Origin of the sequence: Nocardioides mangrovicus (genome assembly GCF_003674065.1) — a bacterium.
GTDB lineage: Bacteria > Actinomycetota > Actinomycetes > Propionibacteriales > Nocardioidaceae > Marmoricola > Marmoricola mangrovicus.
Window position 1 is genome coordinate 677,837 of the sequence record NZ_RDBE01000001.1, and the last position, 14,762, is coordinate 692,598.

At 72.2% G+C, this 14,762-nt stretch carries 14 protein-coding genes; 10 read left to right on the forward strand and 4 right to left on the reverse strand.

Features of this window, described 5'->3' with window-relative positions:
* Nucleotides 1-18: 18 nt before the first annotated feature.
* From lhgO to D9V37_RS03355, 4 genes are read left to right on the forward strand one after another with little or no spacing between them, the layout of a single operon-like run.
* On the forward strand, nt 19-1,209 hold the full coding sequence (gene lhgO, locus D9V37_RS03340) for an L-2-hydroxyglutarate oxidase (RefSeq protein WP_121804657.1): 1,191 nt from the start codon (nt 19-21) through the stop codon (nt 1,207-1,209).
* A 53-nt stretch (nt 1,210-1,262) separates the two neighbouring features.
* Nucleotides 1,263-2,063: a sigma-70 family RNA polymerase sigma factor gene (locus tag D9V37_RS03345; RefSeq protein ID WP_232524710.1), complete on the forward strand. Its 801-nt coding sequence runs from the start codon at nt 1,263-1,265 to the stop codon at nt 2,061-2,063.
* 10 nt (nt 2,064-2,073) lie between these two features.
* The gene (locus D9V37_RS03350; RefSeq protein ID WP_121804659.1) at nt 2,074-3,027 is read left to right on the forward strand and encodes a cation diffusion facilitator family transporter; all 954 of its coding nucleotides are present in this window, start codon (nt 2,074-2,076) and stop codon (nt 3,025-3,027) included.
* Between the two features lie 11 nt (nt 3,028-3,038).
* Nucleotides 3,039-3,701, forward strand: a complete 663-nt coding sequence (locus D9V37_RS03355; protein ID WP_121804660.1) for a response regulator transcription factor — start codon at nt 3,039-3,041, stop codon at nt 3,699-3,701.
* A gap of 22 nt (nt 3,702-3,723) precedes the next feature.
* On the opposite strand, the gene D9V37_RS03360 is transcribed toward D9V37_RS03355, so the two are convergent.
* Both D9V37_RS03360 and D9V37_RS03365 read right to left on the reverse strand, forming a co-directional pair.
* On the reverse strand, nt 3,724-5,175 hold the full coding sequence (locus tag D9V37_RS03360) for a hypothetical protein (protein ID WP_121804661.1): 1,452 nt from the start codon (nt 5,173-5,175) through the stop codon (nt 3,724-3,726).
* Nucleotides 5,176-5,207: 32 nt separating this feature from the next.
* On the reverse strand, nt 5,208-5,888 hold the full coding sequence (locus tag D9V37_RS03365) for an alpha/beta fold hydrolase (RefSeq protein WP_121804662.1): 681 nt from the start codon (nt 5,886-5,888) through the stop codon (nt 5,208-5,210).
* A 65-nt stretch (nt 5,889-5,953) separates the two neighbouring features.
* Here D9V37_RS03365 and D9V37_RS03370 point away from each other — a divergent pair, with 65 nt between their 5' ends.
* The 4 genes from D9V37_RS03370 (at nt 5,954) to D9V37_RS03385 (ending at nt 10,502) form a co-directional block, all read left to right on the forward strand.
* A complete protein-coding gene (locus tag D9V37_RS03370; protein ID WP_121804663.1) occupies nt 5,954-7,342 on the forward strand; it encodes an ATP-binding protein in 1,389 nt (462 codons plus the stop codon).
* The gene (locus tag D9V37_RS03375) at nt 7,335-9,362 is read left to right on the forward strand and encodes a vWA domain-containing protein (protein WP_121804664.1); all 2,028 of its coding nucleotides are present in this window, start codon (nt 7,335-7,337) and stop codon (nt 9,360-9,362) included. Before D9V37_RS03370 ends, D9V37_RS03375 begins: the two co-directional genes overlap by 8 nt.
* 35 nt (nt 9,363-9,397) lie before the next feature.
* Nucleotides 9,398-9,922, forward strand: coding sequence for a methylated-DNA--[protein]-cysteine S-methyltransferase (locus D9V37_RS03380; protein WP_121804665.1), 525 nt, complete (start codon nt 9,398-9,400; stop codon nt 9,920-9,922).
* A gap of 79 nt (nt 9,923-10,001) precedes the next feature.
* Nucleotides 10,002-10,502, forward strand: a complete 501-nt coding sequence (locus D9V37_RS03385; RefSeq protein WP_147455855.1) for a hypothetical protein — start codon at nt 10,002-10,004, stop codon at nt 10,500-10,502.
* 308 nt (nt 10,503-10,810) lie between these two features.
* On the opposite strand, the gene D9V37_RS03390 is transcribed toward D9V37_RS03385, so the two are convergent.
* Nucleotides 10,811-11,923 (reverse strand): acyl-CoA dehydrogenase family protein, encoded by a 1,113-nt coding sequence (locus D9V37_RS03390; RefSeq protein WP_121804667.1) that lies wholly within the window; start codon nt 11,921-11,923, stop codon nt 10,811-10,813.
* A gap of 13 nt (nt 11,924-11,936) precedes the next feature.
* Nucleotides 11,937-13,103, reverse strand: a complete 1,167-nt coding sequence (locus D9V37_RS03395; RefSeq protein ID WP_121804668.1) for an acyl-CoA dehydrogenase family protein — start codon at nt 13,101-13,103, stop codon at nt 11,937-11,939.
* 65 nt (nt 13,104-13,168) lie between these two features.
* Here D9V37_RS03395 and D9V37_RS03400 point away from each other — a divergent pair, with 65 nt between their 5' ends.
* A complete protein-coding gene (locus D9V37_RS03400; protein ID WP_232524711.1) occupies nt 13,169-14,434 on the forward strand; it encodes a DUF445 domain-containing protein in 1,266 nt (421 codons plus the stop codon).
* The gene (locus tag D9V37_RS03405; RefSeq protein WP_121804669.1) at nt 14,431-14,661 is read left to right on the forward strand and encodes an RNA-binding S4 domain-containing protein; all 231 of its coding nucleotides are present in this window, start codon (nt 14,431-14,433) and stop codon (nt 14,659-14,661) included. The genes D9V37_RS03400 and D9V37_RS03405 overlap by 4 nt, the downstream gene beginning before the upstream one ends.
* Nucleotides 14,662-14,762: the final 101 nt, after the last annotated feature.

The window sequence follows — 14,762 nt, forward strand, 5'->3', positions numbered from 1 at the left end:
GCTGGGACACTGCTCCTCGTGAGTGGTGACCAGCACGCCGTCGTCGTCGGGGCCGGCATCGTCGGCCTCGCCACCGCGCGGGCGCTGACCCGCCGCGGCGTCCGCGTCACCGTGCTCGACAAGGAGCACGACGTCGCCGCCCACCAGACCGGGCGCAACTCCGGGGTGATCCACTCGGGCCTGTACTACAAGCCCGACAGTCTCAAGGCGCGGCTGGGCACCGCCGGCGCGGCCTCCATGCTGGCCTTCGCCCGCGAGCACGGCGTGGCGGTCGAGCAGTGCGGCAAGCTCGTCGTCGCCACGCGGGAGGAGCAGCGTCCGGCGCTGGCCGAGCTGCTGCGCCGCGGCACCGCCAACGGCGTGCCCTGCCACGCGATCGGTCCCGAGGAGGCGCGCGAGCACGAGCCCGAGGTGAGCTGCGTCGCCGCGCTCTGGGTGGAGACCACCGGCATCGTCGACTACGTCGGCGTCTCCCGCGTGATGGCCGATCAGGTGGTGGCCGGCGGTGGCGAGATCAGGTTCGGCGCCGAGGTCACCGCGGTGCACGACGGCCGGGTGCGCCTCGCCGACGGCGACCAGGTGGCCTTCGACCTGCTGGTGAACTGCGCCGGGCTGCACAGCGACCGGATCGCCCGGCTCGCCGGCGCCGAACCCGACGTGCGCATCGTGCCCTTCCGGGGTGAGTACTTCGAGCTGGCGCCCGCCTACACGCACCTGGTGCGCGGCCTGATCTACCCGGTGCCCGACCCGACGCTGCCCTTCCTCGGCGTCCACCTCACACGGCTGGTGCAGGGCGGGGTGCACGCCGGGCCGAACGCGGTGCTGGCGCTGGCGCGCGAGGGCTACCGGTGGCGCGACGTCGTGCCGCGCGACGTCTGGGACTCCGCCAGCTGGCCGGGGCTGTGGCGGCTGGCGCGCCGCTACTGGCGCACCGGTGTCGAGGAGGTGGCGCGCTCGGCCTCGCAGCGTCGCTTCGCGCGCAGCCTGCGCGAGCTGGTGCCGGCCGTCCCCGACGAGGCCCTGGTGCCCAGCCACGCCGGCGTGCGCGCCCAGGCGCTGCGCCGCGACGGCTCGCTGGTCGACGACTTCCTGCTGCTGCGCCGGCCCGGGCAGCTGCACGTGCTCAACGCACCCTCCCCGGCGGCCACGGCCTCGCTGGAGATCGGGGATCGGGTGGCCGGCGAGCTCCTGGAGGACCGCGACGCATGAGTCACCCCTGCAGGGGGTACGGCATCGGTCTTCTCGTGGCTACGTTCGAACGCGTGACCCCGCTTCGCGCCGAACCGAGCCGCCATGAGCGTGCCGAGCGGACGGCCGACCTGCTCGCCCGGCTGGCGCGGGCGAGCGACGAGGCCGCCCGTCGCACCCTGGTCGACGAGGTGGTCGAGCTCAACCTCGGAGTGGCCGACTCGGTGGCGGCCCGCTACGCCAGCCGCGGGGTGCCGCTGGAGGACCTGCGCCAGGTCGCCTACGTGGCGCTGATCCGTTCGGTGAGGGCCTTCGACAGCGAGCGAGGGTTCGACTTCCTGGCCTACTCGGTGCCGACGATGCGCGGGGAGATCCGGCGCTACTTCCGCGATCTCGGCTGGATGGTGCGTCCGCCGCGCCGCATCCAGGAGATGCAGGCGCGACTGAGCACGGCGCGCGCGGAGCTGACCTTCTCCCTGGGCCGGGCGCCCCGTCCCAGTGAGCTCGCCGAGCACCTCGAGGTCAGCGTGGGCGACGTCGAGGAGGCGCTCTCCAGCGACGCGGCGTTCACCCCGGACTCGCTCGACCGCCCCGTCGGCGACGGTGACGACACCCTGGCCCAGGCGCTGGGCGGCCTGGACCCGGCCCAGGCCGCCGCCGAGGCGCGCGCCATGCTGCGCCCGGTGGTGCGGGTGCTGGGCGACCGCGACCGGCGCATCCTCGAGCTGCGCTTCGTGAGGGGGCTGACCCAGCAGGAGATCGCCGAGGACATCGGCATCACCCAGATGCAGGTCTCGCGGCTGCTGGCGCGGATCTTCCGCGACCTGCGCCAGGGGCTGACCGGCTCGGCCGACGCGGCGGCCCTGGTCGAGTGACGGCGGCCGCATGACGGAGGAGGGTGGCTCCTCCGGTCTCACCGTGCTCTTCGCGGGCGTCGCCAACCTCGCGATCGCCATCGCCAAGCTGGTCGGCGGCGTGATGACCGGGTCCTCGGCGATGCTCTCGGAGGCCGCGCACTCCTTCGCCGACACCTTGAACCAGGCGTTCTTGATGGCGGCGCTGCGGCGCAGCGTGCGCCCGGCCGACGCCGAGCACCCCTTCGGCTACGGCAAGGCGCGCTACTTCTGGTCGCTGCTGGCGGCGGTGGCCGTCTTCGTGCTCGGCGCCGGGTTCTCGGTGTTCCAAGGGGTCTCGGCGCTGGTGCACCCGCGTGAGGAGCACAGCCCGCTCGTGGCGTTCGTGGTGCTGGCGGTGGCGCTGGTGCTCGACGGCGGGTCGCTGCTGCGCGCGGTGTGGCAGCTGGTCGGCGAGGCACGGGAGGCCGGCGTCGGCTTCGGCCGGCAGCTGCTCCACGAGGCCGAGCCGACGGTGCGCGGGGTGTTCTTCGAGGACACCGCCGCCGTCGTGGGCATCCTGCTCGCCGCCGGCGGGTTGGGCCTCGACGAGCTGCTCGGCACGACCGTCTTCGACGCGGTCGCCTCGCTGCTGATCGGCGTGCTGCTGGTCGGCGTGGCGCTGGTGCTGGGCCGGCAGAACGGCGCCCTGCTGATCGGGCAGGCCGTCGATCAGGAGCTGGTCGACGGGCTGCGCGAGGTGGTGGTCGGCACCGACGGCATCCGCGGCGCCCCCGAGGTGCTGACGATGCAGCTGGGACCGGACCAGGTGCTGATGGCCGCGCGGGTGCAGGTCGACCCCGACGCCACCGGTCGCGACCTCGAGCAGGTGGCCGACTCCGTCGAGCAGCGGGTGCGCGAGGCGTACCCCGACGTCGTGCACGTCTTCCTCGACCCGACGCCCGAGAGCCCGCACACCCGCACGGGTGGTCCCACGGTCGGGTAGTTTCTGCACCGATGGGTGAGGATGGGACCGTGCGGATCGCGCTGGTGAACGACTATGAGGTGGTCGTCGCCGGCTTGGCCGCCATGCTCGAGCCCTACGGGGAGCGGGTCACCATCGTCGAGCTGGACGTCAACGCCTCGGTCGAGGCCGACGTCGACCTGGCCCTCTACGACAACTTCGCCCAGCGCTCGGGCTCGCAGATCGAGTGCGACGACATCTGCCGCGACTGCTCGGCGAAGTGGCTGGTCGTCTACTCCTGGAACACCTCCGACCAGGCTGTGGCCGAGGCCCTCGACGGCGGGGCGCGTGGCTACCTGCCCAAGGGGCTGCCCGCCGAGGAGCTGGTGGCGGCGCTGGAGAAGATCAACGCTGGCGAGACCGTCGTGATGACCCAGGGCGAGGCCGTGACCGAGCCCGAGCCCGGCGACTGGCCGGGGCGCCGCGAGGGACTGAGCGAGCGGGAGGCCGAGGTCGTCGCCCTCATCGCCCAGGGCCTGAGCAACGAACAGGTCGCGGCGCGGGCCTTCTTGTCCATCAACACCGTGAAGTCCTACATCCGCTCGGGCTACCGCAAGATGGGCGTCCAGAGCCGCAGCCAGGCCGTGCTGTGGGCCCTCGACCACGGTTTCCGGCCCGATCGGCAGCGGGTGCGGGTCGACCAGGACGAGATGTAGTCCAGGTCCTCGGGGGGACGTCTCAGCCCGCGCCCGGCGCCACCAGCCAGGCATAGTCTTTGCTGCGGTGCTCCAGGTGCCAGCCCTGGTCGTGGACGAGGGCGTAGGCGAGCGGCTCGGTGGGGTCGAGCAGGGCGTACCGGATACCGCTGGCGCGCAGCACCCGAGGCCAGCCCGGGGAGAGGTCGACCAGCTGGCGGGTCCGGTGGAGCTGGGCGAGGGTGAAGGCGTCGCCGTAGCCGTGGGCCCAGATCTGGACCTGCGGGTAGCGCCACATCAGGTAGCCGCCGTCCTGGTCGTCGTTGAGCAGGCTCGTGCCGGCGGGCAGCGCGGAGATCTCGCTGTCGATCCAGGCCGGCTTGGGGGCCGGGTGGGCGGCGGTGAACGGCACCGCGCAGGCCAGCCCGACCAGGCCGGCTCCCGCGACCGCGTGCGCGATGAGGCCGTCGCGGCGCCGGGTCGCCTGGGCGCGGTCGGTGATCTCGCCGAGGGCGGCAGCGGCCTGCAGCGCGAGCAGGCCGGCGGCCACCGGCACCGTGCGCGAGGAGTACACGCAGAAGCCGGCGGCGACGACGATCGAGCCGAGCACGTACCAGCTGCGGGTGCCGGTGCGGATGCGCACGACGAGCACGACGGCGAAGAGCAGCATCAGGGCGATCTCGGGGACCCGGTGGAAGTCGGGCGGCTGCCATTCGGTGTAGTAGCGGCCGCGGTCGGCGACCAGCAGCACCGCGGGGTAGATCTTGGGTCCCACCGGGGTCAGCGCCGAGACCACCGCCATCGACACCGGCAGCGCCAGCAGGTCGCGGCACTGCCGGCGGCTCAGCGTGGCGCGCCGGTCGGCGACGATGCCGAGCGCCGCGACGGCGCTCACGACGATGCCCAGCGGCCACATCCCGTGCAGCATCGGCCAGAACCAGGCCGGCGCCAGCAGCCACCAGCGGGGGCGAGCGTCGCGGCTGGTGCGCCGCCAGGCCTCGGCGTAGACGACGACGAGCAGGTAGCTGATCTGCTGGGGCCGTGCGGAGAGCCCGTCGCTGGCCGCGATCACCATCAGCGCGGCGATCGTGGTCGAGACCCAGGCGCCGCTGACGCGACGGCAGGCCAGGTAGACGACGAGGGTGAGCGCCACGAAGCCCGCGCCGGTGATCCAGGCGATGCCGGGCAGCCCGAACCAGTCCTCGACCTTGGCCATGGCCATCTCGGCGAGCCACTGCGTCGGCACCCAGGGGGCGGTGGCGAAGTGGGTGACGCTGCCGGGGTCCCAGATCGACCAGCCGTCGAGGAACTCGTGGCCGAAGCGCAGGTGGAAGAAGGTGTCGGGGTTGGAGACCGTCTCGGAGCTCTTCTTGGTCACCAAGAACACCAGCGCGACCAGCATGAGCGTCGGCATCAGCCGCACCAGCTGGGTGACGAGCGCGTCGACGGGCGCCGGCGGTGACGGCGTCGTGTGCTCGCGCACCTGGCTGGTCACCCGCTCAGGCTAGGTGGTGCTCGTCCGCAATGTCAGAAAATGTCGCTCAGCCGCCCCGCTCCCGCGTGTCCCGATCCGAGGTGTCGCAGCACTGTTGCCAGCTCCTCGGGTCGCGACAGCGCGGCCAGGTGGCCACCCGGGACCACCAGCGGCTCCAGTCCGAGCCGGTCGCGCGAGACCCGCTGCTGCAGGGGCAGCGGGAACAGCCGGTCCTCGGCGCCGCTGAGCACCGTGGTCGCCACGTCGGGCCAGGCCGGCAGCGGCCAGGGCTCGGCGAAGGCGATCTCGGCCTCGTCGCGCTCCCCGCGCGAGAAGGCCTCGCGCGTGAGGTCCGCGGGCACGTCGTGGAAGAAGGTCTGCTCGACGTCGAAGTCCGGGCCGGGGCCGTCGCAGCCCACGGCCTCCCACCAGGCCCCGGCGGTCTCGCCGGGTCGCGGGACCATGGCGTTGAGCAGCACCAGCTGCGCGACGTCGAGTCGATCGGCCGCGAGCGGTGCGCAGAACCCGGCCATCGACTGCGCGACCAGGGTGACGTCGGCCAGCCCGCGTCCGGCCGCGGCGATGAGGTCCGCGTAGGCGGCGAGTCCGACGTCGGGGTCCGGTCCGGGCAGGTCGACGGCCACCGCGTCAGCCCCCGTCTCGCGCAGCAGCGGCAGCAGCCGGTGGAAGTACCACGGGTCGCCGCCGGCGCCGGGAACCAGGAGGAAGCTCATGCTGGTCTGGACTCGTCGGGTCGCCGGGACTCATCGCTCATGCGCTGCGGAGTAGCGTTTTCACCGTGACGGATGCTCCCACCATCTCAACGCTCGGTGCCCTGCGCGAGTCCGGCCACGTCGCGAAGACGCTGCGCCAGGAGATGCGCGACAACTTGCTGGCCGCGCTGGCCGAGGGCCGTGACCCGTGGCCCGGGCTGCACGGCTTCGACGACACGGTCATCCCGCAGCTCGAGCGGGCGCTGATCGCCGGGCACGACGTCGTGCTGCTCGGCGAGCGCGGGCAGGGCAAGACGCGGCTCCTGCGCACCATGGTCGGCCTGCTCGACGAGTGGACGCCGGTGATCGCCGGCTCCGAGCTGCGCGAGCACCCGTACGAGCCGCTCACCGCCGCCTCGCGCAACGCCGTCGCGCTGCACGGCGACGACCTGAAGGTCGTCTGGGTGCACCGCAGCGAGCGCTACGCCGAGAAGCTGGCCACCCCCGACACCTCGGTGGCCGACCTGATCGGCGACGTCGACCCGATGAAGGTCGCCGAGGGCCGCTCGCTGGGCGACCCGGAGACCATCCACTTCGGTCTCATCCCGCGCTCGCACCGCGGCATCGTGGCCATCAACGAGCTGCCCGACCTCGCCGAGCGGATCCAGGTCGCGATGCTCAACGTGATGGAGGAGCGCGACATCCAGATCCGCGGCTACGTGCTGCGGCTGCCGCTCGACGTGCTCGTCGTGGCCAGCGCGAACCCCGAGGACTACACCAACCGCGGGCGCATCATCACCCCGCTCAAGGACCGGTTCGGGGCGGAGATCCGCACCCACTACCCGACCGAGCTCGAGGACGAGATGGCGGTGATCCGGCAGGAGGCCGACCTGGTCGCCGACGTGCCGGACTACCTGGTGGAGATCTTGGCCCGCTTCACGCGCTCGCTGCGCGAGTCCCAGTCGGTCGACCAGCGTTCCGGCGTCTCGGCCCGGTTCTCCATCGCCGGCGCGGAGACCATCGCCGCGGCCGCCCTGCACCGGGCGACGATCACCGGCGAGGGCGAGCCGGTGGCGCGCGTGGTCGACCTGGAGACGGCGGTCGACGTCCTGGGCGGCAAGGTCGAGTTCGAGACCGGCGAGGAGGGCCGCGAGCGCGACGTGCTCGACCACCTGCTGCGCACCTCGACCGCCGAGACCGTGCGCCACGTGCTGCGCGGCATCGACTTCGCGCTGCTGGTCGAGGCCATCGAGCATGGCAGCTCGGTCAGCACTGGGGAGCAGGTCACCGCCCGCGACTTCCTGGCCGGCCTGCCGGTGCTGGGGGAGTCCGACCTCTACGACCAGGTCACCGACCGCCTCGGCGCCACCAACGACGGCCAGCGCGCCAGCGCGCTCGAGCTCGCGCTGGAGGGGCTGTACCTGGCCCGCAAGATCGACAAGGACTCTGCTGGCGGCGAGACCGTCTATGGGTAGGGCCGACCGCCACCGTTCACGCTACGGGCGCTACACCGGCGGCCCCGACCCGCTCGCGCCGCCGGTCGACCTGGCCGAGGCGCTGGACGCCATCGGCCAGGACGTCATGGCCGGCTACTCGCCCGAGCGCGCGATGCGGGAGTTCCTGCGGCGCGGCGGTGACAGCCAGCGCGGCCTGGACGACCTCGCGCGCCAGGTGGCCGAGCGGCGTCGTGAGCTGCTCTCCCAGCACCGGATGGACGGCACGCTGCAGGAGGTCAAGGAGCTCTTGGACAAGGCGGTCCTGGCCGAGCGCGGCCAGCTGGCGCGCGACGTCGACCTCGACGACTCCGACCGGTCGTTTCGCGAGATGCAGCTGGACAACCTGCCGGCCAGCACGGCCGCCGCGGTGAGCGAGCTGTCGTCCTACGACTGGCAGTCCGGCGAGGCGCGCGAGGCCTACGAGCAGATCAAGGACCTGCTCGGCCGCGAGCTGCTCGACCAGCGCTTCAAGGGCATGAAGCAGGCGATGCAGAACGCCACCGACGAGGACCGTGCCGCGGTCAACCAGATGCTCACCGACCTCAACCAGCTGCTCTCCGACCACGCCCAGGGCACCGACACTCCCGAGCAGTTCGAGGAGTTCATGGCCCAGCACGGGGAGTACTTCCCGGAGAACCCGCGCGACGTCGACGAGCTGCTCGACGCGCTCGCCTCCCGCGCCGCCGCGGCCCAGCGGATGATGAACTCGATGACCGCCGAGCAGCGACAAGAGCTGATGGAGCTCTCGCAACAGGCGTTCGGCTCCCCGGAGCTGATGCAGTCGCTGGCCCAGCTCGACGCGAACCTGCAGGCCCTGCGTCCCGGCGAGGACTGGACCAGCGGCGAGCGGTTCGACGGCGAGGAGGGCATGGGGCTGGGCGACGGCACTGGTGTGCTGCAGGACCTGGCCGACCTCGACGAGCTCGCCGAGCAGCTCTCGCAGAGCTACGACGGCTCGCGCATGGACGACGTCGACCTCGACAAGCTCTCGCGCCAACTCGGCGAGGAGGCCGGCGTCGACGCCCGCACGCTGGCCGAGCTCGAGCGCGCCCTGCGCGACAGCGGTTACATGAAGCGTGGCTCCGACGGCGAGCTGCGGCTCTCCCCGAAGGCGATGCGGCAGCTGGGCAAGGCGCTGCTCAAGGACGTCGCGACGCGGTTGTCGGGCCGCCAGGGCCAGCGCGACGTGCGGCAGTCCGGGGCGGCCGGCGAGCTCTCCGGCTCCAGCCGGGAGTGGGAGTTCGGCGACACCGAGCCGTGGGACGTCACCCGCACCGTCACCAACGCCGTACTGCGCCGCGCCGGCGACGCCGCCGGTCCGCTGCTCTCGATCGAGGACGTCGTGGTGCAGGAGACCGAGGCGCGCACCCAGGCGGCCGTGGCGCTGCTGGTCGACACCTCGTTCTCCATGGCCATGGACGGTCGCTGGGTGCCGATGAAGCGCACCGCGCTGGCGCTGCACCACCTGATCCAGAGCCGCTTCCGCGGCGACCACCTGCAGCTGATCGGATTCGGCCGGCACGCCGAGGTGATGGAGATCGAGCAGCTCACGGCGCTCGACGCCATGTGGGACAAGGGCACGAACCTGCACCACGCGCTGCTGCTGGCCAACCGTCACTTCCGCAAGCACCCCAACGCCCAGCCGGTGCTGCTGATCGTCACCGACGGCGAGCCCACCTCGCACCTCGAGCGCAACGGCCAGGTCTCGTTCTCCTACCCGCCGCACCCGCTGACCGTGGCGCTCACGGTCCGCGAGCTGGACAACTCCGGCCGGCTCGGTGCCCAGGTCACGTTCTTCCGGCTGGGGGAGGACCCCGGCCTGGCCCGGTTCATCGACCAGATGGCCCAGCGCGTCGGCGGGCAGGTGGTCGCACCCGAGCTGGACGACCTCGGCGCCGCCGTCGTCGGGTCCTACCTGGGCTCGCGGCAGGGCGGCTCCTACCGCGACAGCTTCGGCGACTGGGGCTTCGGCGGCGGCCGCGGGTTCTGGGTGGGCTGACCTCACGCACGGGTGGGGCCGGACGTCTGCGAGGTATGAGCGTGACGACCACCCGGACCCATACCGTCGTCCCCTCGCCGGTCGGCGAGCTGACCCTGGTGCTCGAGGGCTCCGGCCGGCAGGAGGCCCTCGCCGGGCTGTACTTCCCGGGCCACCTGCGCAAGCCGCCGGTCGAGGGCTTGGGCCCGCGCGTCGAGGACGCCGGTGGGATCGTCGGCGAGCAGCTGGCGGCGTACTTCGCCGGTGAGCTGCAGACCTTCGACCTGCCGCTCGCGCTGCGCGGCAACGACTTCCAGCTCCGGGTGTGGGACCTGCTCCAGCAGATCCCCTACGGGCAGACCCGGTCCTACGGCGAGCTGGCCCGCGAGCTGGGCGACGTGCACTGGGCCCAGGCCGTCGGGCACGCCAACGCGATGAACCCGGTAGCGGTCGTGGTCCCGTGCCACCGTGTCATCGGCGCCGACGGCACCCTCACCGGCTACGCGGGCGGCATCGAGCGCAAGCGGTTCCTGCTCGACCTCGAATCCGGGCCTCCGGACCAGTCCGGTCGGCTGTTCTGAGGCGAATACCCCGCGCCGCGACAGCTCGTGGGGTGTACTACCGACGAGCCGACAACTGCGGGGGGTGACGATGGGCCAGGTGACCGTGGCGAACGACGTCGTCGACGCCCAGGGGTACAAGCTCGCCCTCACCCGCGACGGCGTCCAGGAGATCCAGGGCGACCTGCCGCGGGGCGCCGACCTGCTGATGTGGGGCGGCGAGCCCGCCTTCGTCGTGGCCGTGCTGGAGCCGGCGGTGGCCCCGGGCGCGGTGCCCGAGGACGTCGGCCTCGCTCTGCACCGCGCCGTCGACCGGCTCTACGACGTCACCCGCTCCGGCGAGGAGGTCGACCACCCCGCGCTGGGCGAGGTCAGCGCCGAGTGGGTCCACGGACCCGCGCTCACCGAGCTCGGTCTGCTGGTCTCGGTCGACCTCGACGGCGCCGGCTTCTCGATGGCCATGCTCGAGACGATGGTCCGCATCCTCACCGAGGAGCTGGCCACTGCCGACGCGCACACCTACCTCTTCGCCGCCCCGCTGGACCTGGACCGGCACACGCCGTTGTGGGAGCCCAGGACGACGAGCGAGCGCAGCGAGTAAGGCGTTCGAGGCTCCCACAACGGCAGGAGCCGAGACGTCGGATCTCGACGGCTCTGCTCGACGTGCGGAGCGCGCCCGCCAGGGCGGTCGGGATGCGACGTCTCGGCGAGACGGTCAGCAGCCGTGAGGTGTGCGGGACTCGGGATACGGCGGGGTTTGCCTGCACCTGGGGTACGGCGGGGGCTGCCTGTGTCTGGGGTACACGTGCCCGTGCCCCGGCTCCAGACAGACCCGCTCGTCCCGGCCGCTCTGGGAGCGTTACCCGCCGCTGTGGTCTCGGCTCCTGCCCTTCGCTCGCTGGAGCTCACTCAGGGCAACGGCTCGACGACCCCATGGTCGGTCAAGCTGGTGGAGAGCGCGGCGACCATGTCACGGCCGTCGCCCAGGGTGTGGTCGATGGCGGTGAGGCGAGCGGTGATGTGGCCGACCGCGTACTCCATCGTCATGCCGATGCCGCCGTGGAGCTGGATGGCCTCCTGACCGATGTGGCGACCGGCCTTGCTCACCTGCAGCTTGGAGCGGAACGCGGCCTCGCGCACCTTCGCCGGGGTGGAGGAGGAGTCGGCCAGCACCATCGTGGCCCAGGTGACGATCGAGCGGGTGAGCTCGAGCGAGGTGTACATGTCAGCCGCGCGGAAGGTGAGCGCCTGGAAGGTGTTGAGCGTGACGCCGAACTGCTTGCGCGTGGTCAGGTAGGACGTCGTGAGCCGCAGCGCGGTGTCCATCAGGCCGAGGGCCTCGTGGCCGTAGGCGATGCGCGCGATGGCGGCGATGGTGCGAAACGACTCCGACATGTCGCTGCCGTCGCCCAGCGGGGTGGCCGGGGTCTGGTCGAAGACCACCTCGGCCGCGCGCAGCCCGTCGACGGTGCGGTAGGAGGTCCGGCTGCCGTGGCTGTCGACGTCGGCGCCGGAGACCAGGAAGAGCCGGCCGCCGGCGAGCACGACGAGCAGGTCGGCCCGGGCGCCGTTGAGCACCGGCTCCTTGGTGCCCGACAAGGTGCCGTCGTCGTTGACGGTGACGCCCTCGCCGCTGCCGTCGGGGGCGTGCCAGGCCACCGCCGGCAGCACCGAGCCGTCGGAGATGGCGGCCAAGTGCTCCTGCTTCTGCTCAGCGGTGCCGCAGGCCGCGATGAGCCCACCGGCGAAGACCACGGCCTCCACGAACGGCTCGGGCGCGGTCACCTTGCCCAGCTCCTCGGCCACCACGGCCACCTCGACCGGTCCAGCGCCGGAGCCGCCGACGTCCTCGGGGTAGGGCAGGCCCAGCACCCCCATGTCGGCCAGCTTCTTCCACATCTCCTCGTCGAAGCCCGGGTCGTCCTCGGTGACGGTGCGGCGCTTCTCGGCGTCGTAGCCCTTGAGCAGGCCGCGGACGGCGTCGGCCAGGGCCTGCTGTTCGTCGTCGAGCAGGAAGTCCATGTCGTTGCTCCTTCTACAGACCGAGGATGGTGCCGGCGATGATCTGGCGCTGCACCTCGTTGGAGCCGCCGTAGATGGAGGCCTTGCGGAGGTTGAGGTACGTCGGGCCCGCGAGCGCGGCGGCCAGCGGCACGCCGGTGTCGCGGGCGCCGGAGGCCAGCGACGACGTGCCGTAGACGTCGACCGCCAGCTCGGAGACCGCCTGCTGCAGCTCGGTGCCCTTGAGCTTGAGCACCGAGGAGGCCGGGTGCGGCTTGCCATCGGTGGAGTTGGCCACCACCCGCAGCGCGGTGAGCTCGAGGGCGAGCAGCTCGTTCTCCAGCTCGACGATGCGGGCGGCCAGCAGCGGGTCGTCGATGCCCCCGTCGGAGCTGCCCGCGGCGGCCGTCTCCTTGACCAGGGCGAGGTTGCGCTTCGTGGCGCCTACTGGGGCGACGCCGACGCGCTCGTTGCCGAGGAGGAACTTGGCGTAGGTCCAGCCCTGGTTCTCCTCACCCACCAGGTTCTCGGCGGGCACGCGGACGTCCTCGAAGAAGACCTCGTTGACCTCGTGGCCGCCGTCGATGAGCTGGATCGGGCGCAGCGTGACGCCCTCGGCGTCCATCGGGATGAGGATCATCGAGATGCCGGCCTGCTTCTTGACCTCGGGGTCGGTGCGGCACAGGCAGAAGATCCAGTCGGCGTACTGACCCAGGGTGGTCCAGGTCTTCTGGCCGTTGATGACCCAGTCGTCGCCGTCCTTGACCGCCTTGGTGGTCAGCGAAGCGAGGTCGGAGCCGGCGTTGGGCTCGGAGAAGCCCTGGCACCACCAGATGTCCATGTTCGCGGTCTTGGCGAGGAACTTCTCCTTCATCTCCTCGCTGCCGAAATTCGCGATGACCGGGCCGATCATGTTGGCGTTGAAGGCCAGCGGCGGGATGACGTTCGCCAGCTGCATCTCCTCGTGCCAAATGTGCTTCTGCAGCGGGGTCCAATCCTGGCCGCCCCACTCGGTGGGCCAGTTCGGCACGGCGTAACCGGCCTCGTTGAGGATGCGCTGCGTGGTGACGACGGCGTCCTTGAAGGACTCGCCCTCCTCCGTTGCGCCGCGCTCGCGCAGCTCCTTCGGGATCTTGGTGGTGAAGAACGTCCGCATCTCCTCGCGGAACGCCTGCTCCTCCTCGGTGAGCGACAGCTTCATCGACGCACTCCTCGCGCTGTAGGTGACTCGCTGGTAACGCTACCGCCCACCTCTACGGTGGGCGCGTGACCCTGCTCGCCGCCGACCCCGACGCTGACGCCGATCGCCGCGTACGGCTGCGCCGGATGCGCACGGTCGCGACGTCGCTGCTGGCCCTGGCCGCGGTGGTCTACGTCGCGACCCTTCACCTGGCGCACTCGGTGGGCGGCTTCTGGGGCTACGTCAACGCCGGCGCCGAGGCCTCGATGGTCGGTGCGATCGCCGACTGGTTCGCCGTCACCGCGCTGTTCCGCCACCCGCTGGGAGTGCCGGTGCCGCACACCGCATTGGTGCCACGTCGCAAGGACGAGCTGGGCCGCGGGCTGGAGTCGTTCGTGCGCGAGAACTTCCTGGCCGAGCCGGTGGTGCGCGAGCGGCTGGCCTCGGCCGAGCTCGCGCGACGCACGGGGGAGTGGCTGCGCCAGCCGGCCAACGCCGCCCGCGCGGTGGACGAGGCCTCGGCGCTGGTCTCGGCCGCGCTGCGGCGGGTGCGCGACGAGGACGTGGCCGTCGTGGTCGTCGACGTGCTGATCCCGCGGCTGCGCCAGGAGCCGCTCGGACCGGTGCTGGGCAGCCTGCTCGGCGAGGTGGTCGAGGACGGCGCGCACCACGGCATGGTCGACCTGGTGCTGGAGGAGGCCCACCGATGGCTGGCGCACCACCAGGACACCTTCACCGACGTCATCGGCCAGCGCGCGCCGTGGTGGGCGCCGCCGCGGCTCAACGAGGTGGTGACCGACCGCCTTCACCTCGAGGCGATCCGCTGGGTGGCCGACGTGCGCGGCGACCCCGACCACGAGGTGCGGCACGCGATCGACTCCGCGCTCACCCAGCTCGCCCAGGACCTGCTCGACGACCCCGGCACCCAGGCCCGCGCCGACCGGCTGCGCGACCGGCTCCTCGAGCAGCCGCAGCTGGTCGAGTCGGGCCTGCGGATCTGGAGCGCGCTGCGGCAGGCGCTCGTCGAGGCGCTGGCCGACGCCGAGGGCCCGCTGCGCCGCCGCGCGGTGACCGAGGCGGCGGCCTTCGGAGGCCGGCTGGCCACCGAACCGGCGCTGCAGCAGCGCTTCGACGCCTGGGCCAGCGACGCCGCCGTGTTCGTCGTCGAGCGCTACGGCGCCGAGCTGACCGGCGTCATCACCCAGACCATCCAACGCTGGGACGGCACCGAGGCCTCCCGGCGCATCGAGCTGCACGTGGGCCGCGACCTGCAGTTCATCCGGATCAACGGGACGCTGGTCGGCGGACTGGTGGGCCTGGTCATCCACGCGGCCTCGGAGGTGTTGTCATGAGTGTCCACGAGACCCGGGAGGTCGAGATCCGCGACGAGTCGATACGGCTCGGCCAGCTGCTCAAGCTGGCCAACCTGGTCGACTCCGGCTCCGACGTCCGTCCGCTGCTCGCCGACGGCCAGGTGCTGGTCAACGCAGAGGTCGAGACCCGCCGCGGCCGTCAGCTCGTGCCCGGCGACGTCGTCGTCCTGGGCGGGGTGTCGTGCCGGGTGACGAAGGCCAAGTAGCGAACGCAGGGGAGCGAACGCTGGGTGACGAGTCGGGCGAAGTGGACGGTGGCCTCCCGAAACTCGTGGGATCGACCGTTTCTGGAGCTGATTTCCGGGGG

Bases quoted from the DNA above. Each gene is read 5' to 3' on its own strand.
- D9V37_RS03365 (WP_121804662.1), bottom strand. From the start codon at position 5,888: ATGAGCTTCCTCCTGGTTCCCGGCGCCGGCGGCGACCCGTGGTACTTC.
- D9V37_RS03355 (WP_121804660.1), top strand. From the start codon at position 3,039: ATGGGTGAGGATGGGACCGTGCGGATCGCGCTGGTGAACGACTATGAG.
- D9V37_RS03395 (WP_121804668.1), bottom strand. From the start codon at position 13,103: ATGAAGCTGTCGCTCACCGAGGAGGAGCAGGCGTTCCGCGAGGAGATG.
- D9V37_RS03390 (WP_121804667.1), bottom strand. From the start codon at position 11,923: ATGGACTTCCTGCTCGACGACGAACAGCAGGCCCTGGCCGACGCCGTC.
- D9V37_RS03350 (WP_121804659.1), top strand. From the start codon at position 2,074: ATGACGGAGGAGGGTGGCTCCTCCGGTCTCACCGTGCTCTTCGCGGGC.
- D9V37_RS03380 (WP_121804665.1), top strand. From the start codon at position 9,398: ATGAGCGTGACGACCACCCGGACCCATACCGTCGTCCCCTCGCCGGTC.
- D9V37_RS03405 (WP_121804669.1), top strand. From the start codon at position 14,431: ATGAGTGTCCACGAGACCCGGGAGGTCGAGATCCGCGACGAGTCGATA.
- D9V37_RS03375 (WP_121804664.1), top strand. From the start codon at position 7,335: ATGGGTAGGGCCGACCGCCACCGTTCACGCTACGGGCGCTACACCGGC.